The organism is Dyadobacter sp. HNCC25DJ187, from assembly GCF_056895255.1.
The window spans coordinates 697667-722781 of the sequence record NZ_JBXHAT010000002.1 but is presented as its reverse complement, the minus strand read 5'-3'; the positions used below and the strand labels follow the sequence as shown (position 1 = coordinate 722781).

Sequence of the window (25115 nt, the reverse complement as noted above, 5' to 3'; positions counted from 1 at the left end):
TTTTCAAATATACGTTCAAAGCCAGACTCCAGGATCATTAGTTAGCTATTTTGTTGATTTGTGAGGTAATATCAAAACTGATAAAAATCTGCATAGCTAGTCACACCTTTTTTCTTGCGGGTATCAAAAGATCTGATCTGTTCTGGCATCAGTACTGCGGTATTTGGCTGTGTTGTATCCTGAAATGTCAGACTGATGTGTGCTTGTATTAGTTGTCAGGGATACTATTCCAAGATACACTGTACGAGCTGCCAGCCATAGAGAATGTATTAAATAGTGATACCTTTGGTTTCCAACAAAGAAATTACTTATGTCGAAATCAGGCCCAATCATCATTATAGAAGATGACGAAGACGATCAATATTTGATAAAGAGTTGTCTGGCAGAGCTGGAGATAGACAACCAATGTATAAGTTTCTATAACGGCAAAGATGCGTACGATTATTTTTTGGTAACAGAACATAAACCCTTTCTCATACTTTGCGACATCAACATGCCTGTTATGAATGGCCTCGAACTCAGAGACCTTATTGAAACAGATCCTTATCTGAGAAATAAATCCATACCATTTATCTTTTTAAGTACTTCAGGTAATGAAGCTCTCGTAAGAAAAGCGTACAGAGGTACGGTTCAGGGTTTTTATAAAAAGTCCGATGGCTTTGAAGAACTTAAAGAGAGTATAAGATGCATTGTAAGCTACTGGAGGTTGTGCCTGCATCCGAATAATCTGCCGGGCACAGGCACAAATCAGGCACTTACCAGTTAATCATTCAGGCTATCTTTTGATATGCTGAGTATCGGACAATAACGTGGTCAGTTTTTCTTTCAGGACGTCAAGTGATCCGGTTTTTTCTAAAAAATCGTCCACCCCGGCTAGCCGAAGATCTTCTATCAGATGTTCTTGAATGGACGATGAATAAATAACAATTTTCGGGTGATCGAATCTGCGCAGTGTCTGCAGTTTGTTGATACATTCTGTTCCGTTAATTCTGGGCAGATTGATGTCAACAAAAACCATATGTGGCTGATCTGCACCTGGCGTAGCGTAATGTGAAATTGCCTGTTCGCAGTCCTCGAAGTGGACAATCTCAAATGTCCCCTTTATTTCTTTCATAATGATTTCAAAGATCTGGTGATCTTCGGAGTCATCGTCTATCATGACCAGTTTAAGGCTATTTCCCATTTGTTTTTCAGTAGTATATCCCATGTTGTCAGAAGGAAAGTTGGTAAGGCTTATTTTAGCGGACTAATCAGGTGCTGAATTTCATGACGGTAACTGACCGGGCATCGACCTGTACGGAATGGCCGGATTGATATTGCTGACTGTCCTCTCCAATAAATCCACTGCTTGTATCGATGACCTTACACCAGCTCCCGCCACTCTGAGCTAATGGTAACGTATAGTCAAGCGGCTGGTAATGTGCATTGAAGATGATGTAAAATGTGTCATCCACTATTTTGCGCGATTGATAGTCTACATCTTTGATCCCGTTACCGTCCAGATAGACGCCCAGCGATTTCGCAAAACCATGCGCCCAATTTTCTTCTGTCATCTGAGTTCCCTCCGGCAGAAACCACATAATATCATGTACATCGGAGCCTTTGATAGCTCTTCCCTGAAACCACCTCCTTCTTCTGAAGGTGGGATGCTCCTTACAGAAGCGGATGATCCCCTTGGTAAATTCCAATAACTCCTGATCGGCCGCTTCCCAATCCAGCCACGAGACTTCGTTATCCTGACAGTAAGCATTATTATTTCCCTGCTGCGTGCGTCCAAATTCGTCTCCCGCTACCAGCATGGGCACTCCCTGGGATAAAAATAAGGTTGTCAGCATGTTCCGCTTTTGCTTGTCTCTTAACGCACGTATTTCAGCATCATCAGTCGGGCCTTCAACCCCGCAGTTCCAGCTGTTGTTATCATTGGCGCCGTCACGATTGTCTTCCCCATTAGGCTCGTTGTGCTTTTCATTGTAGCTGACCAGATCGTGAAGCGTAAACCCATCATGCGCGGTGATCAGGTTGATACTGGCAGTTGGCCTACGGTAGCCTCCCTGATACAGATCCGCGCTACCCGTAAAGCGTTGGGCAAATTCAGCCAGTTTACTATCTGCCCCGCGCCAGTAGTCACGCACGCAGTCGCGATACATTCCGTTCCATTCTGCCCAACCGCCCGGAAACTGGCCAACCATATAACCATCCATTCCGATGTCCCAGGGTTCGGCTATCAATTTGACCTGTGAAATAATGGGATCCTGATGGATGATACTGAAAAAGGCGCTCAGTGTATCTGTTTCATGCAATGTCCTGACAAGTGCTGAAGCCAGATCAAACCGAAAACCATCTACGTGCATTTCGGTTATCCAATACCTGAGACTATCCATGATCATGCCTAATGCAAATGGTAGCCTTGCATTAACCGTGTTTCCGGTCCCGGTGTAATCCATGTAGTACCGTGGGTCGTCATGAACTAAACGGTAATAAGATGCATTGTCCAAGCCTTTGAAAGAGAGTGTCGGCCCCAGGTGGTTTCCTTCTGCAGTGTGGTTGTACACCACGTCAAGGATAACCTCGATACCGGCCCTATGCATCTGCTTGACCATATTTTTAAATTCATTGACCTGGCCGCCGTGTGATCCGCTACTGCTGTATCGAACATCAGGAGAAAAGAAGTTGAGCGTATTATAGCCCCAATAATTGGTCAGGCCCTTTTCAACCAGGTGCCGGTCTGCAACATAATGATGTACAGGTAACAATTCAATAGCTGTGATACCCAGATCTTTCAGATATGCGATCATGGACGGGTGGGCAAGGCCGGCGAAGCTTCCACGTAGCTGCTCAGGAATATCTTTATGGAGTTTGGTTAGGCCCTTGACATGCGCTTCATAAATAATCGTATCGTTGTAAGGGATTTTGGGAGGGCAGTCATCTTCCCAGTCGAAATCATTATCAATCACCACTGATTTAGGTATAAACGGTCCGCTGTCTACGTCGCTGAAACTTAAGTCCTGCTGGTGATCACCCAACTGATAGGCAAACAATGCATCGTCCCATTTGATGGTGCCGGATACAGCTTTGCCATAAGGGTCAATCAACAACTTGTTAGGATTGAAACGGTGACCGTAGTGTGGCTCATACGGACCATAAGCGCGGTAGCCATACATCTGACCCGGACCAATACCCTTCACATAGACATGCCATACATTATGAGATACTTCTTCGATTTTGATCACGTCCTCATGATCATCCTGCTCGGATGCAAACAGGCATAACTCCATCCGCTGCGCATTTTCAGAGAAGACGGCAAAGTTCACCCCATTACCGTCCCAGGTTGCACCCAGTGGGTAGGGACTACCAGGATATACGGTCAGCTGATGGGAATGCCCTTTTCGAACGACTTCATTTTCTATAAGATCTTGCATAAATGCTGAAATAGATTTAGTGTAAAGATGAGGTAACAAGGATTTTTAAAATAACATAAATATGCCCATGGCTAAAATGCTATCCATTGATAATTATCAATGGTAGTAGTCGGCCAGGTTATATAAAAGCGTGCCAAGGCAGCAGGTTTTTGTTTACAACTATTTGTTGTGAAAAGGTGGTGAAGTCTGCTAGGATATTGGTATATTTACTCATAATCAGCAATTTGCATCACTGCTCAACTTGGCACTAAACATCTTGACTTATGGGTACCTTAATGATTACAAGTGACCACAGTAGCAATAAGCTTCAGATTCGGAGCGATCAGATTATTGCGATGGAAAATCTGGACAACGACAGTCGCAGCAACAAGACAAGGTTGCACTTAAAGGGTGGGACTTTTAAAGATGTACTGGAATCTATTAAGGAGATCAGAAAGCTGTTGTAGCACAGTCCTTGGCTATGCTATCACGGTTTCGGGGGACATCCAGTAAGGTATAGCCGGATTTTAAATCGAGGGGCCATGCATTTTTTCCCTTTAAGGACTCATTGTGCGGCAATGTTTCTCATTCGCGAGATAAAAGTAATAATCACTACATTTTATAGATGTGTGAAGATTTTGTTTTCCCTTTTTGAGTAAGGTCTCCACCACTTTTTGATAACGATACAAAGAAATCGTGAGGGCTTCAGCGAAGCCCTCACGATTTACTACATAATCTCAATTAATCTTGGCCCCTTTTGCCGGGCTTCTTCTCTCTTGGGTATGGTAAGATGTAACAGCCCATTTTCATAGCGGGCAGAAATCCCTTCGTCGTCAACTACATCTTTGGGAAGTACAAAGCTCCGCTGAAATGACTGGTAACTAAACTCCCTGCGGGTATAACCTTCCTCTTTTTTTTCTTCACTGTGTTGTTTTTGAGAGGAGATGTAAAGGGTATTACCTTCCAGCGAAATTTTAAAGTCTGTTTTCTGCATACCTGGTGCAGCCATTTCAACCTCAAAATTGCCTTCAGTTTCCCTGATGTTTACCGACGGCACAGTGGTGCTGGTCGGTGAATAATTACTGTTTTCCCAGTTGAAAAGTTCGCGGCCAAAGAAATCGTCGAACAGCGCCGGGAAATTTTCGGGCAATAGCCCTTTCCTTCTGATGAGTGACATAATCAACCTCCTTTTTAAAAGTTAAACAATAAATAAAATGAACTTGTAAATGACATCTTTAGCCATCTGTTTCAGCTAAAAACAAAGGATATGCCAGCACCAAAACGACAGACAAATTTTCAGATAGACTGTCAATTTTTCTGCCACTTTGCCAACCGTAGTCAGACACGAAAGCAGAATGTTAATCTACTTCACATTCATAATTACTTACGGGCAAACGTTGTGTATCCACCGTCAGCAACCAGCTCTGTTCCTGAAATAAAGCTTGCATCTGCTGAAGCTAGAAACAACACTGTTCTTGCTATTTCATCAGGATGACCCAATCGTTGCATTGCTGTGGCGTTGGCCAAATGCTGTTTTGCTTCCTGAACTACAGCGCCTTCCAGTCCTGGCGTTTCTACCGGACCGGGGCTGACAATGTTTACCCGGATCTTTCTTCCTGCCAGCTCGTTGGCTGCAATCTGAGCAATTTTGTTAACAGCTCCCTTGGTGGCCGAATATACACTGGTTCCAAGGTTTGCCGCCGTTGCAACTGTCGAAGAGGTAAATATGACCGACGCTCCGTCTGCCAGATACGGAAGCAACTTTTGCAGGGTAAAGAAGTAACCTTTCACGTTTGTATTAAACTGTGCGTCAAAATCGGCTTCTGAGACCTGTTCGATGGGCGCGAAAACGGCGATACCGGCATTAAGAAAAAGTACGTCTAACTTGCTTCCACTCTGCATAATCGCTTTTTCCAGGATTTCGATGCCTTTCAGATCCGAAGTATCTGAAACAACTGTCTGAAGCCTTGGGCTATTGATCTGAGCGGCTGCTTTTTGCAGGTTGTCTTTTTTTCTACCCGTGATCCACACATTTGCACCTGCATTGATGAAAGCTTGGGCAGTTGCCAATCCGATTCCCGTACTTGCTCCGGTAATGACCACATTTTTGTTTAAGAAATCCATTATAAATGATTTTTGTTTGAGATGCAAAACTAGGTTATGGTTGTTGACTTTGGTAACTTTGTTACGAAAAGTAACAGTAACATTCAGGTAACAAAGTAACTTTATGACATGTAAACCAGACTTTCAAGAGGAGCATAAACAAGAAATGAGAGCTGTTCAGGATTCGATGGATGTGCTTAACGGCAAATGGAAGATAGCGGTGATTTCTTCCATTTGCTTTTATAACAAAAGACGATTTTCCGATATTTTGCATGATGTCGATGGTATTTCCAATAAGATGCTCAGCAAAGAATTAAAGGAACTGGAGATGAACCAGCTTGTCAAGCGGACAGTTTTGAATACTCAGCCAATAAGTGTACAATATGAACTGACCGAACATGGTCTGTCTCTGAAAACGATTATTAATAATCTGACAGAATGGGGTATAGCGCACCGCAAAAAAATCATTGGAACGTAGTAAGAGCTAGTGGCTGCTATAAGCATGATCATTAAATGTATGCTTGCTCATTGCTTCAGCTATAAGACCTGAAAATTTCGAAAATTGTAGATACTTAAAATAAGCTTCTGTTGCAAGCTGCTGATCGTACCGTCTGCTGCTGCAACATCGGCAGTGATTGATCATTGCTGCCCTTTTCATAGCCAGTCATTACAATTTCAGGAGTGCTTTCTATGACTTGGTTGGTAGTTGTATCGTTCAAGGATTACGGCGAAAATTTTTTATGAACTCGTGCAACATTTTAAACCATCTTTCGCCTTAGATAAAAAAGGATCTGAAAGACAGATGGCTTAAAAAACAGAAACTGGAATACGTTGTTACTACCGAAAAATCTAACTGATCAGGAACTGATGAAGTTTTGCCAGCAAGGCAGTTCAGAATGTTTTTCTGAGTTATACATCCGTTACAATAAGGCGGTCTTCAACTCAATCATGCGTTTGGTACCTGATTTTGCGCAAGCAGAAGATCTGTTACAGGAAGTGTTTATGTTGCTTTATCAGGAAATAATGAAAGGTTGCAAGATTGAGCATTTTGGAGGTTTTTCGAAACGTGTCGCAGTTAATAAATCCATTGATTTTTTGCGGGCCAATAAGCATCTGCTAGTTTTTGAAAATATACATGATAATCTCGCGGATGAGCAACCAGAAGACGAAGATTTTTTTGAGTTTCAACTGGAAGAAGTGAAAAAAGCCATTAGATCCTTACCGGATGGTTTTCGGACGGTAGTTAATCTATATGTGGTGGAAGGATTGTCGCATGAAGAAATTGCTGAAATGCTGGGTGTTTCTCAGACAACAGTGCGTACACAATATCATCGTGCCAAAAAGAAAATACAGTCGGTTATTAAAAGAGATTGCATCAGATGAAAAAAGATAGCTTAAAAGAAATGGTATCTGCCAACCTGGACTATTTCGACGACCTACAGCCAGGTTCGGACATACTCGAAAAACTTCAGGCCAAGCTCAAATTGCAGCAGGCCGATTTAGTTCCTCACTCAAAGAGGATCAAGTTGCAATACTGGTGGGCAGCTGCCATCCTAATTATTGGGATAACCTATGTCATTGTTTTCGAAAATAATATAAAAAGTAGAGGCGTCGTAGCAGGTAAAAAGGTACAAAGGATGGCAACCCCTTCCAAAGAAACGGATAAAGAAGAGTTAAAATCAACTCACTCGCCGGTAGTGTTAGCTCTGAGGGATGCTGAGAAAAAGAAAGCAGCCGCAACGATGCAGATGGGAATAAAGGAAAGGTGCCAAATCAATTCTGAAAAAAAAATAGCCGAAAGCAACATCTTAGTGAAGGATTGGGGTAGAGGATTGCAAAGTGAAAGTTCATCTACCCGGTTATCAGCAATTTTAATGTTGCAGAAAAGAAATGCTTTATTATCTGTCAGCGATCTGCGCACGTTGTTCAACGCAATGAGCACTGACGAAAGCAGTAATGTACGCCTGGCTATTTTGGATGTGCTAAAAAAACAGGAAAGCCAATCGTTGGTAAAAGAATTCATGTTAAAGTCTGTTGCAGAACAGGACGATCCCGTTGTACAGATGGAATTGCTGTCGTGTTTATCCTCACATGAAGCCTTAAAAATCAAACAGAAGCTGTTGGATTTAAGTCAGGACGATAAACATTTAGATTTGGTACGTGACCAGGCATATGAAGTTTTGTTTCGAGCAAATATTAAAATTTAAAGAGTGTAAAACCATATATGAAAAAGTTACTTGTAGTCATTATATTTTTTGTAGCATCAGTTTCTTTAACGTATGCACAGGAACGGCAATTCAAATTGTCGAAAAGAACAGGAAGGCTAAATCTTAATATTTCAGATGTAAGTGTAGAGGGTTACGATGGCAGTGAAATTATTTTCTCCGCACCACCTCTTACAGAGAAAGATGAAAAAGCTGCAGGTCTGAAATTGCTTTCCGGTTCGGGGCTGACAGATAATACAGGGCTTAATCTGAACGTAAGTGACAACGCAGGCAACATAGATGTAAACTATGTAGGCAAACAAGAAAAGGTGCTGGTTACGGTTAAGGTCCCAAATACCATGTCCTTAAAGGTGGCAACGACGGGTGATATGAGTTCTGATGGTACGGTGTATGTAAAAGATTTCAAAGGCGAATCGGATATCAGTACTGTTTACAACACCATCTCTTTACAAAATGTAACCGGCCCTATCAACGCGAAAACAATATATGGTGAGCTGAACGCAAAATTCGCTTCCAGCCTGAAAGGCCCTATATCGTTGGTTGCGGTTAATAAAAATATTGATGTAAGTATTCCTGCCAGTCTGAAAGCGAATGTTAACCTCTCTACAAATTACGGGAATATTTATGCTGCCGATGGCTTGAATATCATAAAGGAAATCCCTGAGGAAAAAAAGAATAGTGACGCGGCAAACGCCTCAGAGTTAAAAGAATGGAGCAGATCAACAACTATAAAGGGGAAACTTAATGGTGGTGGCCTGGATTTGATACTGAAAACAAATAATAAGATTTACCTGCGCACAAACTAGTCCCAGAGACCACAAAATAACTCCTTTCATTTTTTCTATTTTAATTTCATATTTATATGAGACAGCTATTGCTTTGCCTATTGATGACCGGAATCACTCATATATTGTTTGCAAAGAACGCCTTTAAAAAGAAATGCGACACCTGTGAAGATCAGCCAACACTATTACATGGCACAGGGCCAACAATGATAATGGATAACGTTAAGCAAAAGGAATTGAATGGTAAGATTAGGGCCGGATCTGCCGATTCAACTTTCACGATTATCGGGAAAGTGATTGATGAACAAACTAATAACCCCCTACAGCTGGCAACTATTAACTTAATGCGGAATGACAGCACTTTAACATCTTTACAAGTAGTATTGACAAGCGAGAACGGAGAGTTTCAGCTGGAACATGATCACTCTCCGATTTTCTTACATATTAGTTTTATAGGATATGAAAGCAGGCTGTTAAACTATATAAAGCCTGCAAATGGAATCCTGAATGTTGGCGAGATCAGACTTATTAAATCGTCTCATATTTTAAATGAAATTACTGTCAGTACAAAGAAGCCGATTCTCGAAATGATAACGGGGGGATATAGGTTCAATGCAAATAACAACATTATCGGGACTAGCTCGAACATGGCAGAGATGCTAAAACAGGTGCCCGGATTAGTCGTAGATGAACTGCAAGGTAAGATCGAAATTCTGGGCAAGGCGCCTAGCGTTCTGATCAATGGCCGAAAAGTCAATATCGGTGGTCAGGATCTTCTATCATACCTGCGATCCTTGCCAAGTAATGAAATTCTTTCTGTAAATGTCTTGACAAGTCCCGGCGCGGAGTACGATGCATCAGGTGGTGGCGGTGTGCTGGACATTCGTTTAAAAAAGCGATCTCAATTGGGTTTTTTCGGATCAGCAAGCACCAGCGTGTCCACTTTGTGGCGAACGGATGAATCAGTCAATCTTAATTTAAAAATGAATAAAGTTGACATTTCACTAGGCTATAATTTTAGTGTTGGTAAGAATCTCTACCGGAGAAGTGACGTCATCAAGAACTATAACTTGCCGGATACAAGCTATCTGTTTTTACAGAACCAGCTCATGGATGAACTTCAGCGCAGCCATTCGATCAGGACCAATATTATTTACAATATAGATACCACCAGTGCTGTTTCAGTTAACTACTGGTATGCATACCTTTTTAACCATACGCCAAACAAAAGGACTGCGGATATCTTTAACAGAGTTAGCAATTTGCAGAGGCATTTGGAACAAAACGACACTAACATTCTGGACAATGATTTTAAGATTCTAGATGCCGTATACGACAAGGATTTCGGTGTCCGAAGTAAGCTTTCGGTAGGGGTGAATTATTCGAATTACAAAAATAAGAATACCACTTCATTCAGTCGGCAAGCGTATGCTGTTGATGGAACTCCAATAAACACCTCTGAAAAAGAAACTAGGAACTTCAATGTGGAAAGGCCTTATCAAATATGGGCTGTAAATGCCGATTACAGCAAGCGTATGAATAAACATTACGAGATCAAACTAGGTGCAAACTACAAGACAGCCAAAACTCAAAGTGGCTTTCAAAGTTTTATCGTTGCCGAGAACGGGGTACGATTTCTTGATGAGGCATTAAGCAACGATATAGAATACCATGAAAATATAAAATCAGCATATGCTACAGTCAGTGGAAACTATTCCAAATTTTCATTTAATGTGGGATTACGTCTGGAGTCTTTCGATTATACACTAAGATCCCTTACTGTGAATGAACAAATAAAGAACAAATACACTAATATTTTTCCTAATGCTTCTATCCGATATGAATCTGAAAATAAGAATAACAGCGTGTCACTATCTGCTAACAGGCGAATTGACCGCCCCGGTTACAGCCTTCTCAATCCTTTTGTCCGCAACGACAATATCGGATATGTCAGTAGTGGAAACCCAAATCTTCGCCCCTATTTCACCAATAGGCTGGATGCTCAGTTTTCACACCAGTTCGGAAAGGATCACTCCATGATTCTCGCTGTATATGGCAGCTCATCAAAAGACATTTATAGCAGAATCACCCGGTACAATGCAGAATTGGGTACCCCGGAGATAAATTCCTATAATGACTACAATATCAGACAAGTCGGCAGTTACATGATGTTGCAAAACCGCTTTTGGGAAAAAGTGAATGTAAGTACATATCTGTCGGTACAGCGGCCAAGTTTCAGTTCCAATGTTTCATCAGATTTTCTATTGTCTGGAATCACTAATTTTATGGGCAATATCAACATGTTCGTTAATGTATTGCCAAAGACAACCCTTCAGGCTATTGGCTTTTACATTTCCAAAAGTAATTCGTTTCAAATCAAGAATGGAACGACAGGTTACGTCACGTTAGGAGTTCAACAGAAAGTGCTATCGGATAAATTGATAATCAGTTTAAACTTCGAAGATATCTTTAACACGCAGCAGTTTCCAGTTTCCCTATATAGCGATTTTCTTTCTATGGAATCTCTCAACAAGCGTACTACAAGGTATGTAAAATTAAATTTGGCCTATAACTTGGGGCAATCATTCAAATCCAGACAGACCAGGAAGACCGAGAAAGATTCAAGGGTAAACTAGGAACATGTTGCATCCGGTCGTGCCAAATGACATCAGGTATCATTGGTATACAAGGCATCGAAAATACTTTTTATTAAAAAACATACTACTTAGTATGTTTTTTAATAGTTTTGCACGGTAATCCAGATATCATGTATCAAACACTTTTAACACTACATTCTTTAAACAGATGGCTGGTTCTGTTCAGCCTTGTGTTTACCATTTACATCTGCTGGAAGGGCTACAGCTCGGAAAGGGTATTTTCCGGTCTGGATAATACCGCACGGCACCTCACCGCAACCATTTCTCATATACAGTTGCTGCTGGGTCTTTACCTGTACATGATCAGTCCGATCGTCAAGTTTAGTGTGGCAGAAACTGAGGACTCTGTGCTGGTTAGCGACCACCTGTTCTTTCGTCTGATTCACATATTCCTGATGGTTGTTTCTGTGGTTTTGATCACAATAGGGTCGGCCAGGGCTAAGCGTGCAGCGACTGATCACCTGAAATTTAAAACAATATTGCTTTGGTTCTGCGTGGCACTGCTGGTTATACTAATCGCCATACCCTGGCCCTTTTCACCACTCGCTAACAGGCCGTATTTCCGGTCATTCTAATCTTATCTGCACGCTTATGTTACATCTGATTAAAACGCCGATCGGCCGACTGAGAATCATTGGCTTTTTGGAAGGAATTTCTTTGATTGTATTGATCTTTATAGCGGTTCCTCTGAAATATTGGGGGCATCAGCCTTATCTGGTAAAACTGATAGGGCAGTTGCATGGGCTGCTGTTTACGCTGTTTGTGTTTACTACGCTAAGTGTAGGAGTAAGCTACCGCTGGAAGTTTCTGGAAACATCCTCGAAAGTACTGCTGGCGTGCATGATTCCATTTGGAACATTTTACATTGACAAGCATATTCTCAAACCGCAGGAAATACTTAGCGGAAGTCAGAATGACTGATCATTCAACAGGCCAGCTAGCCGGAAAAACACAGGCAAGTCTTGCCGCTTGCCTATTGCTGCTGGCCATCGTGTTTTATACCGGCTCTTGCAGATCTACCGGGGAAGTCATTGCCAACACTATTTCTTTTCATAGCAAACTGTCCGATTATGGATTGTATAAAACCGGCATGGCAGACCTGATGCCAGAAGAAGGAGTCGAAATCTATGAAATCGGTTCTGCACTGTTTACAGATTATGCTGAAAAACAAAGGCTTTTGAAAATTCCTGCTGGTGAAAGTATTACGGTCAACGGGAGTGGATTACCTGTATTTCCGGATGGGACCATACTGGCTAAGACTTTTTATTACTCAAAACCTGACCACGGAAAAAGACAGATCATTGAAACGCGTTTGCTTATTCTTGCACAGGGAAAATGGAATGCTGCTACCTACCAATGGAATACAGCGCAGACCAATGCGGATCTGCTGACCGGCGGCGCTGTCGTGCCGATCGCTTTAGAAGATCATTCGGGAGTGCAGCGAAAGTTAACCTATCAGATTCCCTCGCAAAAGGATTGCAGTGCCTGTCACCGTTCCGATGACAAATTAATTCCGATTGGCCCCAAAGCCCAAAATCTGAACAGGACAGTTGTTGCAGAAGGAAAGCATCAGAATCAACTCGACTATTTTATGAAGAAGGGCATATTCAAACATGCTGCTACGGCTGCAATCGGTTCTTTACCTCGCTATACGGATTCCTCTCTGGTGCTGTCCAAACGTGTAAGGGCGTATCTCGATATAAACTGTGCTCACTGCCACCAACCTACCCGCATGGCTTCCAATACTTCATTGAATCTGGGTTATTCCGTCCCATTTGAGCAGACAGGAATTGATTTCAATAAGCAGAGCATTGTGGTCAGGATCAGCACAATGGGAGATTATCATATGCCTAAAATAGGAACGAGTGTTCTGGATGATGAAGGTGTTCGGCTCGTCAAAGCGTATATCAAAGCGCTTGGTTCACGGCCCGATGGCCACAATGGTGCTGAGGTTTCGAAATAGTCATCCACCCGAATCATTTGGACATGATCTCTTTCAAACGTTGCAAAAACATGGTCTGCTGATCAACAAAAGGATAATGGGAGCAATTCTCTATGGTATAAAAGCTCTGCGGACCAACGATCTTTTTTAAATCTGACAACTGCTTTTTGGAAAAAATCCCATCCTGAGCGCCGTAGATAGCAGCAAGCTTTACGCCTTTTCCTGATAGCTTTCTTAGTATCGGTTTGGTGTCAATATTGACAAGTGTTTCATTCTTATAAAACAGTAAAGGTGCCTGATCGTTACGGATATTTGATTTGGAAAAACGTGAGTTTTCATATGCCGCATTTACTTTTTTAGATTCCCCGGTCGCTTTTGGCATGCTGAAGAAACCAAAGTGGGATGCTACTTCGTAGGTCTGTTTACGGTACTGCGCACTCCGCTTATCCAATGTATTGATATAAGCTATTTTTTGAATGATGGTTGTATCCTGCTTTGTGGCCGCGATTTTCTGACTGCTGGCCAGTATATGGTCGTAAGACTCCTGTTGGGAAAACAGTGCACCTACTAAAATAAGACGGGCTACTTTTTCAGGAAATGAGTTCGCATATAAGGTTGAAACCATACCTCCAAAACTATGACCGAGCAGACTTACTTTTCCCAGATTGTATTTTTTTATAAGCGCATTCAAATCGGCAAATGCCTCATCATAGGTCAGTTTTGCATCCGGATCCGCTGAGCGCCCTTCGCCTCGTCTGTCGTAAGCGACCACATAATAGCCCTTTTCCGCTAACTTCTCTGCCGTGGTACCTTCAAATAAGGTGGCATTACCTCGTGGACCGCCGTGTACATAAATAATAGCCGGATTTCGTCTATCACCGTAATCCTGTGAATAGATGGTTTGCGCTTTTAATGTCTGATGCGCTGTCACAAAAACCTGAATCAAAAACAATAAGGCCAGTCTGACTTTATAACCGTCATTGAAATTATCCAGGGGAAAAATGTTATTCATACCAGTCTAGTCTTATAAAAATGGGCAAACACAAAGGTCCGGACAAGGTAATGCATTGATTTCGGAATGCTGGAATATGATGAAGGCCTTTCACTGAGCTCCGGATTTTAGCATACCCAATGAAAGATTTCGATTCTCGCTGTGAAATAAGATGCATGGCAGCTTAAACTTGAGAAAAAGTGACAATTTAGAGCTGAGAGAGCAAAATACCTATTTTTCTCACGGGATAAGCAAGGCGACCTCAGCAACTTTTACATTTCATTAACCTTCTTTTACAGATTACTAACAGACGCCGAAACAGGAGCTTTTAGCTTTGTTGGAATAATTAAAATTCAAATAGAAATGATTAAACCAGTTTACTTTTGTGTTTTATTGCTGTTAGTTTTTTGCACTTCCTGTAAAAAACAAGATCAATCTGACACGTCAGAAGATACTGCCAAGGCGCAAACCAAAGACACCGTAAGTGCCTACCGACCCAATGCAATGGTTCGTCATGTAAAACAAGGCCGAAATGGTACCATTCTGCTTGCAGCGTCATTGAATGGTGTTTTTCGGTATGATGCCAAAAAGCCGGCAGGAAAATCGTTTACCAACCTCACCAGTAGTCTGGGTTCACTCAGATTCTGGGATGTTCTCGAAGACAGTCGCGGAAATCTTTGGGTCACGACTACTGATTCAGGCGTTTATTATTACGATCACAAAAGGACGGCGAAAAGATCCTTTCAACATTTTACAACCAATGATGGCCTTGCCAGTAATAGCGTCATGTCTGTTTATGAAGACAAATCCGGCGTGATCTGGTTTGGGACCGGAGGCGGAATAAGTCGTTATGATCCCTCAGGTGCAGCTGGCAAATCCTTTCAAATTTTTACAACGAAAGACGGACTTCCCGATGACCGTATTAGTACGATCGTAGAAGACAAAACCGGGAGATTGTGGATTGGCACAAGAGGGGAGGCCTGTTTTTATAATGGTCAGACTTTTACCGTTTTCAGAAATAAAGACGGGAAAGCCTTCACCAACGTTTGGGGCATTATCGAAGATAAACAGGGTAATATCTGGTTCGGTGCAACCATCATCGAAAATAAAAAAGGCGATACGCTGGTCGTTACAACTGGTCTTTGGCGCTATGATGGCAGTGACTTTACCAAGGTTAATCAGAGGGCTACTTCTGCTATTATTGAAGATAAAAAAGGAAACATCTGGACGACCGGCGCAGTTAATCCTAATGGGGTAGGGGCGTGGAAACTGCTGCGCTATGATCAAAAGTCGTTGTACGATCAAAATCCCGCGGTCACCGAAATCATGTCAGTTGAAAAGATGCTTTGTGGGATTCTGGAAGCGGAGGATGGAAGTATTTGGTTTGGATCGTTAAACGGCGTATGTCGTTATGACGGAAAGACCATCACGGACTTTAAAGATAAAGAGGGGCAGAAATGATTAGTATGGCAATTTAGCTTTAGGCAGTCGACAACCGGCGCGGCTAACCGCGTCTAAATCTTTGTTTTTAGCGTTGGACCGGAGTCAGAAGCGGCCCTTGGCTATTGCTCAAACAGGTAAGTATACAATCGCGTTGAACAGGGACATGCTTCTTTTCAACGCGATTGGACTCGTCATGTCATCAGTTCATCCAGGTATAACGATTTTAAACGATCCTGTTAACACCTGGAATCTTCACAACAATATGACCCAGTAAAAAACTGGCTAGCACGCCAAGCGGTGCGACGATCAAGAATTTGATAGCCGGATCTATGGCCCAGCTTTTCAGCATAAGCGATAGTACAATCAGCACCATCGGGTGCAGAATGTAGACCGCAAAGGCGCAACGCGACATATTACGCATCCATTCAGAGTGGCTGTTCAGGCGGTTCTTCCCAAAGACCAGCAATGCCACCATCAGGGAAATGCCAATAATCTGTTCCCAGCAGGCATACAAAAAGGCAGCGATATGCCATCCTCCTACAAACCATTCCAAAGGTTGTCCAAAAACCATTTTGAGGGAAAAAATAGCAGGGAAGCCAATGAAAATCATACAGAGGATAAAGACAGGAAGTTTTCGGTCACGTAGCTGACCCATCTGCCCGAGCCATTTGTTTTCTGCAGCTATCAATCCAAAAATAAATACGGCCATGTACTGCGGGAAATGTCCCAGCTGAAAACCCAATGGCTTTAAAACCCAGCCTACCGGGAAGATAGTCCTGACCAAAAAAGTGATGATGGCAAGCGCCGCAGCGAAAAGCAAAATTTGCTTCCGGGATGGCAATGGCCATTTATTAAAATCCTGCTTAGCGACTTTGTTCCAAACCACGTAGCATAGCGTGAATAGCAGCAGGGCCAGTACAAACCAAAGCACGCCTACATCAATCCAGCCGTTATAACCGGAGAGAAACTGTAAAAAAGTAACATTATGGTTTTCGCCGTAGCGGTAAACAAGGTAATTCATAACCGTAGCCTGAATCAGCGAGTAGTAAATCAAAGGAATGCCCAGTCTGAAAAACCGGTCTTTGATGAAAACCGTAGTTCCTTTACGTTTCAGGGATGCAGGAATAAACAATGCAGAAAGAAAAAAGAAAAAGCCCATAAAAAAGGACTGATTCACGCTGACGGCCATCGTCATCGGAAGAAGTGCGCCGGTCAGTTCGGTCTTCTCGGCATAATACCAGCCGCCGGGTGCACCGTACGTGACCAGTGCATGATGTACGATCACAAGGGCAGTAAGCAACGCCTTCAGGTGATCAATGTAAGCGATTTTGTTTTTCGACTGCTGAGGAACCAGCGCCGGCTGAGTGAATGATTGTGTCATTTTATTTTATCTTTCATGGCTAAACGTGCAAGTTACAAAACACCGGTCACTTTGACTATACCCTGGATTTCTATCATCCTGACATGCTATTGACTGCAAACCAAATTCCTGTATTTTATTAACTCTCATTGCTATACGTTGATCGATGTGAGTCGCTGTAGGTGGCGTTCAGAAGGCATAGGTAACACGATGACGGAAGTCAGGTAGTGGCGGATCTCTGGCTGAAAGTTGTCAATTAACTGTTGCTCCCGTTTCCTGCGCTTGCGACATGATCTTCCTGTGTAATGAATTCTAAATCACGCGTCAAAATACTTTTTCACGCTTAATGAATGTATCTACCACGAATCAGGTAAATGGTTCGCTGTTTGGTTCGATCTTTGTGCCAGACTCGACAACTTTTAACTACTAAACCTATCGTCATGAAAAAACTTCATAGAGCAGGGCTGATCGTTGCTGCTTCTATTCCCATATTCGTATTGCCTGCACGGATTGTAGAAGGACAACTCAATGATCCGGTGAATCTGATTGGTTCAGAGATCGTTATCTTTCTGATGTGCCTGGCCTGTTGGTATACCATCATTTTTATTCAGAGTTATCAGAAGTTGCCTTTGGTAGCCAAAGTGATACTCTCCGTATTGGCATGCTGCATTTTATCCAATGTCTTTTATTTTACATTCAATCCGTTTTTCAAAGACTTTCCTTTTCGTACCGTACAAAACCCACTTCCCATACGCATACTCATGCTCAGCAGCCGGGGTATTCTGATGAGTGTGATCATTATTCCTGCAGCTTATTATATTAAGAGGGATCAGGAAGCGAAATGGATCCGGGAAGAGAACCAGCGCCTTTTGATGGAAAAATACGAGATACAGAATGCCCTGCTCGAACGAACCGTCTCGGAGCGTACCTATGCATTACAGGAGACCCTGAGTTTTCTGGAAGAGTCCCAGTCGGAGCTGGAACACCAGTTTTTTATCCAATCCCGGCTGATTGCATCCATCACGCATGACATCCGCGGCCCTTTCAAATTCCTGGTACAGATATCCGAAGAGGTATCCAGGCTGGCAGCAAAAAAAGAAGACGCAACCCTGCAGCTGTACACGCGGGAGCTGAGCAACGCCCTGGAAAATATGTTCACGTTTGTGAAGAACCTGCTTGAGTTTACCAAGCTGCCTTTGAAGGATCAGGTTTCCAGGTACCAGACCGTCAACCTACACGATCTGGTCGCTGAAAAGGTAGATCTGTTTGCAGGCATCATCAAGGTGAATGACAATGCGTTGGTAGTTGATATTGAAAAAAACATCAGTATTAAATCGAACCGGACGCTGCTGGGTATCGTGCTTCACAACTTAATTGATAACGCAAACCGCTACTCACGGTCGGGTACTATTGAGCTGTCATTGCAAGACACGGAGCACTACCATGTGTTGGCGGTCGTAAACAAAGGATATCCTATTCCGGAACACGTTTCGCATTGGATCAATGCAGAGAAAGGTGCTCAGGATCAGGGTTATCAGGGGAAAGCGCAGGACATGGGCATAGGACTCATTCTGATCAAGGATGTCAGCAACATACTGGGTATACGGGTTTCCGTACGGTCAGAAGCAGACATAACTACCTTTGAGCTGTTTTTCAAAAAAGACCATCACTGATGTGCTGCGGATCATCATTGATGCCTGTTACATAGCTTAAGCCTGTAATCTGCTATATTGTCCTGTGTCGAAAATAATGTGCACATGCGCACCGGGTGAATTGCGGGCCTTTATCTGCAACCGGAGTAACTCGCAGATCTCCTTGATGATGATCATCCCCCAGCCGCTCTCGCTGGCATCTCCCAGCTGACCTGCATGGGTCCGGTTTCTGTTCAGGGATGTAATAACGGGGGCTGGCAATCCCGGACCGGCATCTGCTATCACCAGGTGGAGCTCGTTATCCGATTCTGAGGTGAATATGCGGATGTTGTTGGCGGACTTGGCTTTAACGGCATTATCAATCAGGTTGTGGATCACGATGCCCAATAATTTAGAGCTGGTCGTCACTTTCTCTTCAGGAGCAATTTGTATGCAAACCGTGGTGTCGTGCGTGGAAAGGATACCGGAAAATGTTTGGATCTTCTCCCTCACAAGATCTGCCAGAACAATTTCTTCTTCCATAATAGGTTGATCACCTATGGAGGTTTTAAAAAACTCTGACATCTCATTGATCAGATGAAAGATTCTGTCTCCGGTGTAGCTGATCACCTGACCGGCTTTGGCCACGCGCTCCATCTGGTTGTCATGAATTAATGACTCAATTTGCTGTGCCGACTTGACGATAAATTTAACGGGGGATTTAATGTCGTGTGAAATGGAGGCAATGGCAATGCTTTGTAAAATGACACTCCGTTTCAAACTGGATTCCCTCTGCCTGAGCGTATCCAGCTGCGCCTGCAGATTCTGGCTGTGCTCATCGCCCGTGTGCTCTGCATCGTTTGTATTAATGGTATACCTGAGCAGCATAGCCAGTGCATGATACAGGAGGAACAGCAATGCGGCCACACCAGCAATCCATGCAACAAAGTGAAGGATCGGCAGATCGGCAAGTGGGATAAACAGTATGATTTGCAGGATGTGAAGGCTTGTTTCGTCTGGCGATATACAAGTCATGTTGAGTAGAGTTAGGAGCTTATTTAAAACGGTTTAGCATTGCTGCAATGAAGATGTCGGATAAAGCTCTTTTGTAGGTGAAGCCAAAGCGTATTTAACTCCTCAAAAGCTCTTTATTGCCCCTTTACAAAATCTTCACTGTGGTAAGTACAAATAAAGTGACTTCGCAACTGTTACAACGTAGTCGTCTATCCTATGCGAATGAGAAATTTTTCGATACGTTCCAATATCCCGTTGGTAAAGCACGCATGCGGAACAAAAACGAGATGAAATGATTCATATCAGCAGATGTAATTCTTTCATGATCGATAGTTATGTCTGATAAAAAAAATCAATAATAATTGTACGTATATGGCTGCCAATAATAAATGTCTGTAGCAGGTTAATACATCATCAGTATAATACATGTACAGCTCTCCAATTCACTATCAAAATATTTCTACAAATGAAAAGTTGTATGACTAATTGTATATATATTTTACAACCTAAGTTTGTATAAGCAAAAAGGAGAACCGAAAACCGGATCATTGGACAGAATGAATTAGGTTGAAACAAATAATTCTTTTGCGACAGTTTCCATGTCCGTGCTATGAACTGCTATACACACACACTTGAATGATTACAACTATACACACATTTTAAATTTGAAAAATATCAGATGTGTGAGCGGTCAGGAATGAACACGGCCGCTCACACACCGGATAGCACAACATTGGGTTAAACAGAAAAAAGGGTTGATTGATACGTTGCATGAAGAAGGAATAACTATTCCCATTCGGAATGCAACAGGGGTATTATAATTGAAAAAACCAGTGGTCAAGAACGATTGTTCTCCGGCCACTGGTTTTTTTTTAATTTCCGCTATTTCTAATTCGGACTTATTTTTAATTCATTGCCGTACTCCTCCACTTTCTTATAGAGTTCTACGGTATTCTCAGCTCCCATTTTTTCAAGTATACGCGCCTTATGCGTACTTACAGTCGAAAATTTAAGATTGAGAATTTTAGCAATCTCTTTGGTCCATTTCCCCTTAATTAATAAATCCAGTACTTCCCTTTCTCTGGGTGTCAGCGATTCAATAGGATTGGACAGAATGGGTTTTCGGTGCAGGAAGTTTTCCAGGATCTGGGCTTGCACGTGCGGGCGCAGGTACTTGTTGTTTTGCATGACCACGCGGATGGCCGTCTCTGTTTCTTCATCAGAAGCGCTCTTCGGAAGGTATCCGTTTGCACCCATGGATATGCAGTGCGGAGCATTTACATCTTCGTCCCGCCCGCTACATATCAGTATAGGCGTGCTGGGAGCCAGCTTTCGGATCACGGGAATCATGCCTACGCCTGTGCCGCCGGGGATGCTCAGATCCAGAATGATCATGTCCAGCGCATGTTGGCCAATGAGTGTATGTGCTTCCTGTAGTGTGCCTGCCTGGATGACCTTGCTTTCCTTGACGACCTTATGGATAGTGTTTTCCAGGGCCATACGAACGAGCGGATGATCATCCACGATGAGTATATTTTTCATAAAGGGTAAATTAGGTACTGTCCAAAACTACCATATCAAAAAACAAATAACAATCTAATTATTTCGGTTCCCGGATCGATATATTTTGGATATTAAATAATCGTGATTTAGCGCCATTGTGATAGGATAACCATATACGTGACGTCTGAATATCAAATCTGTGAATGATTCATTAGAAACCGAAAAGAGAAATGCAGAAGATATATTTTGAGTCAGGTAAAATAAGTAATTGGGATACCGAATTTTATCAATGTTTTTTTTAGAAAGGATACAGATAAGAGGCGAAATAAATACCTTGTTATTGATGAAAAGTTCTTCGCAATGAAAATGTCATAAACATTCTACTTTACAAAATAGAAGTAGGAATTATGATCCGGGTCATGGATGATTAATAGCGAAAATATAATTTTATTTTTCTGTTAATAGGGCATTAATGCTTTGAAATACCTCTATTTGACTGGAAAATTCGACTACGGTAAAAATAGTTACCGGTCACCTAGTAATGTTTCTAGTTTCGGCAAGTTATATGCTTACTACTGGTAGTTTTAAGGAAGATATATTTGTGCTGTTAAATACACACAAAAACACGATCGCACTATGAAACACATTTCCTTATCTTCTTTTTCCGGGCATTGTTGTAAACCCTCTAACACCATCGGCAAGTAGGGGGCAATTGGCCTGGTGACTTATTCTGCCGACTTCCGTCTGTACGAATGTTACCCAATTCATTTCTTAAAAGTTTGACGGTCCCGGTTTGCGCTGGTCATTTGACACGATCAGGCGCAGATTCATCCATCACAATCCGCATGTCAATAATTGGCGTGTACGCTAATCGAATACCTTTCAAATCAATAATCAATAATCTGTTAATCACTTTACACATGAAAAAAACAAAACTACTAGCCGGATTTTTATTCGCTGCTGCACTCACCGCCTCGTCTTCTGTATTCGCGCAGGTGAAAATCGGTAATAATCCGGGTACAATCAATCCTTCTGCGGTGCTGGATTTGGAAAGTACGAACAAGGGGTTTTTGCCTCCGAGAGTTGGCTTGCAGTCGCTACAGGACGCAACTACTATTCCAACTCCTGCCACAGGTCTTTTAGTTTACAATACAACTGTAAATTCAAATCTTAGTACTGGCATATACATTAATACCGGTACGCCTGCATCACCTATTTGGGGCAAACTTGAGGCTACTACCGATATTTCTGGCGGTTCAGCAAATAAGTTAATTTACCGTGGCCCCGTAGATCCGAATAGAACCATAAAGCTTGGCAACTATGAATTTAGGTATATATCTCCAGCGCAAGCAGGTACACCATGGGATACTTATCAAGTCAGACTTCTTAGTCCGCCTAATCAACCAATAACCATTAGCGGATCAAGATTAACCTGGGGAGGTCCTAACGGAAATGGGGCGGTTAGTATAAACCTTTCAACAACCTGGAGCGTATCTGATTGGGATCAATGGAAAAGTGTGGACGCTGTGGCAAATACAGCTTTTTCGCTTACCTATTTCAACATAACCGGTGAAAGTAAATTTTACAGAGTTTCTGCTAATGTCATTTCCGACTCATATTACAGTCTTTTAGTCGAAGCATTTTAAGATACACCAAATGTACACAAGAGAGTAAAAGTGGGATAATAATATCCGCATTCTTGTGACTTCTAAAGATAATTGTTTTGATTCCGTATTCTCAATATACTTTTAATCAACCCCCAAAACTTTAATAAATATGAAATACAAATATGCATCCAATAAGCTGACCCAACGTTGGATCAGTCCGCTTGTGCTTGCGGCATTATTTGCCATGCCGAATCTCGCTTCTGCACAGCAGGGCAGCTGGGGTAACACCACTGTGGGTGGCAACGGGCAGGCTACGCTTTTTGGCGCACACACTTTTGTCGCTGGCGGCACAGGTACACAGCCGGGCATCATCAAAACGGAGCGTTCTCCGATAGGTGTACTGGCCTATGGCCCTGCTGCTACCTACACAGGTGCGGATGATGCGAACCACGTGGATGGCTATGTACGGAAGTACGGAACCACGGCATTCACTTTCCCGATCGGAACGGCTACCAAGCTGAGATCAGCAGGCATTTCAGCACCCACGTCAGGGGACTTCAAGGCGGCTTACTTCCTGGGAAGTCCGGCAGTGGCCACATTACCTGCAGGGGCTCCTTTTCCAACAGGGTCCGGAAACCTGGGGACTGGCGTCACTGGAGTAAGTACGGTGGAATACTGGGATGTAGATGGTCCTTCAGCAGTGAATCTGACCCTATCATGGGATGCGGCCAGTAACCTGAACACGTTGACTTCATCCAATATCAGCAATCTGGTGGTAGTTGGTTATAACGCAGCCACAAGCAAATGGGAAAACCTGGGCAAAGCGGGCGGAACAACAGGTACACTGGCTGCTACCGGAACAATCACTGCCAACGGCGTGACGCCGGATACATATTCGGCTTTTACCTTTGGTGTAGCTCCGGCTGGTGTGGGTACACCTGACTTGCGTCCTTTGTATGTGATGTCCGATGTGAACTTCATCAAGCCATCATCGCTCACCAAAAATGCGACGCTACGTATTTTCAACGTAGGGGAGACGACCTCTATCGCAAGTGGACTGATTACCGTGTATATCTACCCGCCGAGCAGCCAGTTCAGCGTAGCATTGGGAGCAAGTCCTGACTGGGCAATTGCTTATGATGCAGCTAACAACTATTATACGCTTACGTCGACTACGACGACTGTGGCCTACGGAGCTGCAAATTTCAAACCTGTCAACCTGGTGATCACAGCTGCTGCCGGGACATCAAAAGGAAAGTACGCCATCGATTTTGAGATTGAAGGCGGATCAGGTGGAGAAACAAACATTCTGAACAACACAGTACCTATAGAAGTAACCGTATCGGGTAACTGATACCTTAGAACCGCGAGTGGATCGGGGAGACTCAATTAAGTATAATTTAAATTAAAAACCAAGATTATGAAACAGAACCTATTGAAGTCGACATTCCGGCTTATAATGGTATTTATGCTGGGAGTCACCATGGCATTCGGCCAGGGTGAAAACATTAACCTTTTATCAGGAACGTACGATAAGGATCCTTATCCGGCTTACCACCCTAGTGGGGTTGTAACTGGAACATACACCATTCGCGCCAGTAAATCGGGACATACGTTCACAAATGGCCAGTTCAGAATCGTTGTCGGATTTCCCGCTGGTGCGGTTTACGCAGGCGGCGCAGTATTGCCTAACGGTTTTACCGTCATCAGTGGTGCCGACGGTTCATCGTCAGTCGAGATCCAGATCACAGGCGACTGGTCAGGTTCAGGGCCGACAGCAGTGCGTACCTTTGCGCTTCCTATCAAGATTATAGGGCCTGCAAACGATCAGCCAACGGCGACTGTATTACAGTGGGATGATCCTTTCATCAATGAGAACCCGGTTGCGAACTCTACAGGCTCTCCTTTGAACGTCGCCAATGTATTGCCGGTAAAGCTGGCAGGTTTTAATGCAACAAAGGAAAACACGACCGCTTACCTGAGCTGGGCCACCACGGAGGAAAATTTCAGCGACCGTTTTGAGATCGAGCGTAGCCGCAATGGCAAGCAGTGGGACAAGGTAGGTACAGTGGCTGCAAAGGGAGAAAGCACAACGCTTCAGAACTACAGCTTCACAGATGCTAAACCTTTGAACGGAGAAAACCTGTACCGTCTGAAAATGGTTGACCTGGACACCAAGTTCACCTATAGCTCAGTAAAGAGCGTAAATTTTGAGGTGGAACTGTCCGTATATCCTAATCCGTCATCGGATTTTATCCGCCTGCGCGATGTTGACAACGTAAAAGCGGTATCCATCATTGACCTGAATGGTAAGACTGTATATCAGTCAAAGGAAATTGCAAAAGGAGAGATCAGCGTAAAAAATATTGCAACAGGTATGTACTCAGTTCGTGTTGAAAGACAGGGCGGAGCACAGACCGTGCATAAGCTGGTGATCGCCAGATAATACAGTGGCT

The 25115-nt window shown here is 43.0% G+C and carries 23 protein-coding genes; 15 read left to right on the top strand and 8 right to left on the bottom strand.

The genetic code is table 11. The features are described 5' to 3' along the window. The first annotated feature begins 310 nt into the window (after window positions 1-310). Window positions 311-766 (top strand): response regulator, encoded by a 456-nt coding sequence (locus AC1XUE_RS13995; protein ID WP_483356600.1) that lies wholly within the window; start codon window positions 311-313, stop codon window positions 764-766. A gap of 9 nt (window positions 767-775) precedes the next feature. On the opposite strand, the gene AC1XUE_RS13990 is transcribed toward AC1XUE_RS13995, so the two are convergent. After that, a complete protein-coding gene (locus AC1XUE_RS13990; protein WP_483356599.1) occupies window positions 776-1207 on the bottom strand; it encodes a response regulator in 432 nt (143 codons plus the stop codon). A 43-nt stretch (window positions 1208-1250) separates the two neighbouring features. After that, window positions 1251-3419 carry a glycogen debranching protein GlgX gene (gene glgX / locus AC1XUE_RS13985; protein ID WP_483356598.1) on the bottom strand — a complete coding sequence of 723 codons (2169 nt, stop codon included), beginning with the start codon at window positions 3417-3419 and terminating at the stop codon, window positions 1251-1253. 263 nt (window positions 3420-3682) lie between these two features. Here glgX and AC1XUE_RS13980 point away from each other — a divergent pair, with 263 nt between their 5' ends. Beyond that, complete coding sequence (locus AC1XUE_RS13980; RefSeq protein WP_483356597.1) at window positions 3683-3865, top strand: hypothetical protein; 183 nt, start codon at window positions 3683-3685, stop codon at window positions 3863-3865. Window positions 3866-4125: 260 nt separating this feature from the next. On the opposite strand, the gene AC1XUE_RS13975 is transcribed toward AC1XUE_RS13980, so the two are convergent. Continuing rightward, window positions 4126-4575: an Hsp20/alpha crystallin family protein gene (locus tag AC1XUE_RS13975; protein WP_483356596.1), complete on the bottom strand. Its 450-nt coding sequence runs from the start codon at window positions 4573-4575 to the stop codon at window positions 4126-4128. A gap of 203 nt (window positions 4576-4778) precedes the next feature. After that, on the bottom strand, window positions 4779-5522 hold the full coding sequence (locus tag AC1XUE_RS13970) for an SDR family oxidoreductase (RefSeq protein WP_483356595.1): 744 nt from the start codon (window positions 5520-5522) through the stop codon (window positions 4779-4781). A 103-nt stretch (window positions 5523-5625) separates the two neighbouring features. Between AC1XUE_RS13970 and AC1XUE_RS13965 the strand changes: the two genes are divergently transcribed. The 8 genes from AC1XUE_RS13965 to AC1XUE_RS13930 all read left to right on the top strand — a co-directional run bounded on the left by AC1XUE_RS13965 (window position 5626) and on the right by AC1XUE_RS13930 (window position 13131). Further along, a complete protein-coding gene (locus AC1XUE_RS13965; protein ID WP_483356594.1) occupies window positions 5626-5979 on the top strand; it encodes a winged helix-turn-helix transcriptional regulator in 354 nt (117 codons plus the stop codon). 389 nt (window positions 5980-6368) lie between these two features. Continuing rightward, window positions 6369-6884 carry an RNA polymerase sigma factor gene (locus AC1XUE_RS13960; RefSeq protein ID WP_483356593.1) on the top strand — a complete coding sequence of 172 codons (516 nt, stop codon included), beginning with the start codon at window positions 6369-6371 and terminating at the stop codon, window positions 6882-6884. Continuing rightward, complete coding sequence (locus AC1XUE_RS13955) at window positions 6881-7708, top strand: HEAT repeat domain-containing protein (protein WP_483356592.1); 828 nt, start codon at window positions 6881-6883, stop codon at window positions 7706-7708. Before AC1XUE_RS13960 ends, AC1XUE_RS13955 begins: the two co-directional genes overlap by 4 nt. Window positions 7709-7725: 17 nt before the next feature. After that, a complete protein-coding gene (locus AC1XUE_RS13950) occupies window positions 7726-8532 on the top strand; it encodes a DUF4097 family beta strand repeat-containing protein (protein ID WP_483356591.1) in 807 nt (268 codons plus the stop codon). Between the two features lie 191 nt (window positions 8533-8723). After that, a complete protein-coding gene (locus tag AC1XUE_RS13945) occupies window positions 8724-11147 on the top strand; it encodes an outer membrane beta-barrel protein (protein ID WP_483356590.1) in 2424 nt (807 codons plus the stop codon). A 131-nt stretch (window positions 11148-11278) separates the two neighbouring features. Next, window positions 11279-11743 (top strand): hypothetical protein, encoded by a 465-nt coding sequence (locus AC1XUE_RS13940; protein ID WP_483356589.1) that lies wholly within the window; start codon window positions 11279-11281, stop codon window positions 11741-11743. A 16-nt stretch (window positions 11744-11759) separates the two neighbouring features. Then, window positions 11760-12089: a DUF3817 domain-containing protein gene (locus tag AC1XUE_RS13935; protein WP_483356588.1), complete on the top strand. Its 330-nt coding sequence runs from the start codon at window positions 11760-11762 to the stop codon at window positions 12087-12089. After that, window positions 12082-13131, top strand: coding sequence for a hypothetical protein (locus tag AC1XUE_RS13930; protein ID WP_483356587.1), 1050 nt, complete (start codon window positions 12082-12084; stop codon window positions 13129-13131). Before AC1XUE_RS13935 ends, AC1XUE_RS13930 begins: the two co-directional genes overlap by 8 nt. Window positions 13132-13144: 13 nt before the next feature. Here AC1XUE_RS13930 and AC1XUE_RS13925 read toward each other — a convergent pair whose 3' ends face one another. Next, window positions 13145-14122, bottom strand: a complete 978-nt coding sequence (locus tag AC1XUE_RS13925; protein WP_483356586.1) for an alpha/beta fold hydrolase — start codon at window positions 14120-14122, stop codon at window positions 13145-13147. A 342-nt stretch (window positions 14123-14464) separates the two neighbouring features. Here AC1XUE_RS13925 and AC1XUE_RS13920 point away from each other — a divergent pair, with 342 nt between their 5' ends. Beyond that, entirely contained in the window at window positions 14465-15562 is a 1098-nt protein-coding gene (locus AC1XUE_RS13920; RefSeq protein WP_483356585.1) for a ligand-binding sensor domain-containing protein, read from the top strand. Between the two features lie 205 nt (window positions 15563-15767). Here the strand turns inward: AC1XUE_RS13920 and AC1XUE_RS13915 are convergent, their stop codons facing one another. Continuing rightward, window positions 15768-16925, bottom strand: a complete 1158-nt coding sequence (locus tag AC1XUE_RS13915) for an acyltransferase family protein (protein ID WP_483356584.1) — start codon at window positions 16923-16925, stop codon at window positions 15768-15770. Window positions 16926-17344: 419 nt separating this feature from the next. Between AC1XUE_RS13915 and AC1XUE_RS13910 the strand changes: the two genes are divergently transcribed. Then, a complete protein-coding gene (locus AC1XUE_RS13910) occupies window positions 17345-18577 on the top strand; it encodes a sensor histidine kinase (RefSeq protein WP_483356583.1) in 1233 nt (410 codons plus the stop codon). Between the two features lie 36 nt (window positions 18578-18613). Here the strand turns inward: AC1XUE_RS13910 and AC1XUE_RS13905 are convergent, their stop codons facing one another. Then, window positions 18614-19570, bottom strand: coding sequence for a sensor histidine kinase (locus AC1XUE_RS13905; protein WP_483356582.1), 957 nt, complete (start codon window positions 19568-19570; stop codon window positions 18614-18616). Between the two features lie 867 nt (window positions 19571-20437). Then, a complete protein-coding gene (locus tag AC1XUE_RS13900; RefSeq protein ID WP_483356581.1) occupies window positions 20438-21091 on the bottom strand; it encodes a response regulator transcription factor in 654 nt (217 codons plus the stop codon). 881 nt (window positions 21092-21972) lie between these two features. On the opposite strand from AC1XUE_RS13900, the gene AC1XUE_RS13895 reads away from it, so the two are divergent. The 3 genes from AC1XUE_RS13895 (at window position 21973) to AC1XUE_RS13885 (ending at window position 25105) form a co-directional block, all read left to right on the top strand. Then, on the top strand, window positions 21973-22698 hold the full coding sequence (locus AC1XUE_RS13895; protein ID WP_483356580.1) for a hypothetical protein: 726 nt from the start codon (window positions 21973-21975) through the stop codon (window positions 22696-22698). A gap of 130 nt (window positions 22699-22828) precedes the next feature. Further along, window positions 22829-24013, top strand: coding sequence for a hypothetical protein (locus AC1XUE_RS13890; protein WP_483356579.1), 1185 nt, complete (start codon window positions 22829-22831; stop codon window positions 24011-24013). A 66-nt stretch (window positions 24014-24079) separates the two neighbouring features. Then, window positions 24080-25105 (top strand): T9SS type A sorting domain-containing protein, encoded by a 1026-nt coding sequence (locus AC1XUE_RS13885; RefSeq protein ID WP_483356578.1) that lies wholly within the window; start codon window positions 24080-24082, stop codon window positions 25103-25105. Window positions 25106-25115: the final 10 nt, after the last annotated feature.

What these genes read in the sequence shown, in the direction of transcription:
- AC1XUE_RS13995 (WP_483356600.1), top strand. Translation starts at nt 311, where the DNA reads ATGTCGAAATCAGGCCCAATCATCATTATAGAAGATGACGAAGACGAT.
- AC1XUE_RS13990 (WP_483356599.1), bottom strand. Translation starts at nt 1,207, where the DNA reads ATGGGATATACTACTGAAAAACAAATGGGAAATAGCCTTAAACTGGTC.
- glgX (WP_483356598.1), bottom strand. Translation starts at nt 3,419, where the DNA reads ATGCAAGATCTTATAGAAAATGAAGTCGTTCGAAAAGGGCATTCCCAT.
- AC1XUE_RS13980 (WP_483356597.1), top strand. Translation starts at nt 3,683, where the DNA reads ATGGGTACCTTAATGATTACAAGTGACCACAGTAGCAATAAGCTTCAG.
- AC1XUE_RS13975 (WP_483356596.1), bottom strand. Translation starts at nt 4,575, where the DNA reads ATGTCACTCATCAGAAGGAAAGGGCTATTGCCCGAAAATTTCCCGGCG.
- AC1XUE_RS13970 (WP_483356595.1), bottom strand. Translation starts at nt 5,522, where the DNA reads ATGGATTTCTTAAACAAAAATGTGGTCATTACCGGAGCAAGTACGGGA.
- AC1XUE_RS13965 (WP_483356594.1), top strand. Translation starts at nt 5,626, where the DNA reads ATGACATGTAAACCAGACTTTCAAGAGGAGCATAAACAAGAAATGAGA.
- AC1XUE_RS13960 (WP_483356593.1), top strand. Translation starts at nt 6,369, where the DNA reads ATGAAGTTTTGCCAGCAAGGCAGTTCAGAATGTTTTTCTGAGTTATAC.
- AC1XUE_RS13955 (WP_483356592.1), top strand. Translation starts at nt 6,881, where the DNA reads ATGAAAAAAGATAGCTTAAAAGAAATGGTATCTGCCAACCTGGACTAT.
- AC1XUE_RS13950 (WP_483356591.1), top strand. Translation starts at nt 7,726, where the DNA reads ATGAAAAAGTTACTTGTAGTCATTATATTTTTTGTAGCATCAGTTTCT.
- AC1XUE_RS13945 (WP_483356590.1), top strand. Translation starts at nt 8,724, where the DNA reads ATGGATAACGTTAAGCAAAAGGAATTGAATGGTAAGATTAGGGCCGGA.
- AC1XUE_RS13940 (WP_483356589.1), top strand. Translation starts at nt 11,279, where the DNA reads ATGTATCAAACACTTTTAACACTACATTCTTTAAACAGATGGCTGGTT.
- AC1XUE_RS13935 (WP_483356588.1), top strand. Translation starts at nt 11,760, where the DNA reads ATGTTACATCTGATTAAAACGCCGATCGGCCGACTGAGAATCATTGGC.
- AC1XUE_RS13930 (WP_483356587.1), top strand. Translation starts at nt 12,082, where the DNA reads ATGACTGATCATTCAACAGGCCAGCTAGCCGGAAAAACACAGGCAAGT.
- AC1XUE_RS13925 (WP_483356586.1), bottom strand. Translation starts at nt 14,122, where the DNA reads ATGAATAACATTTTTCCCCTGGATAATTTCAATGACGGTTATAAAGTC.
- AC1XUE_RS13920 (WP_483356585.1), top strand. Translation starts at nt 14,465, where the DNA reads ATGATTAAACCAGTTTACTTTTGTGTTTTATTGCTGTTAGTTTTTTGC.
- AC1XUE_RS13915 (WP_483356584.1), bottom strand. Translation starts at nt 16,925, where the DNA reads ATGACACAATCATTCACTCAGCCGGCGCTGGTTCCTCAGCAGTCGAAA.
- AC1XUE_RS13910 (WP_483356583.1), top strand. Translation starts at nt 17,345, where the DNA reads ATGAAAAAACTTCATAGAGCAGGGCTGATCGTTGCTGCTTCTATTCCC.
- AC1XUE_RS13905 (WP_483356582.1), bottom strand. Translation starts at nt 19,570, where the DNA reads ATGACTTGTATATCGCCAGACGAAACAAGCCTTCACATCCTGCAAATC.
- AC1XUE_RS13900 (WP_483356581.1), bottom strand. Translation starts at nt 21,091, where the DNA reads ATGAAAAATATACTCATCGTGGATGATCATCCGCTCGTTCGTATGGCC.
- AC1XUE_RS13895 (WP_483356580.1), top strand. Translation starts at nt 21,973, where the DNA reads ATGAAAAAAACAAAACTACTAGCCGGATTTTTATTCGCTGCTGCACTC.
- AC1XUE_RS13890 (WP_483356579.1), top strand. Translation starts at nt 22,829, where the DNA reads ATGAAATACAAATATGCATCCAATAAGCTGACCCAACGTTGGATCAGT.
- AC1XUE_RS13885 (WP_483356578.1), top strand. Translation starts at nt 24,080, where the DNA reads ATGAAACAGAACCTATTGAAGTCGACATTCCGGCTTATAATGGTATTT.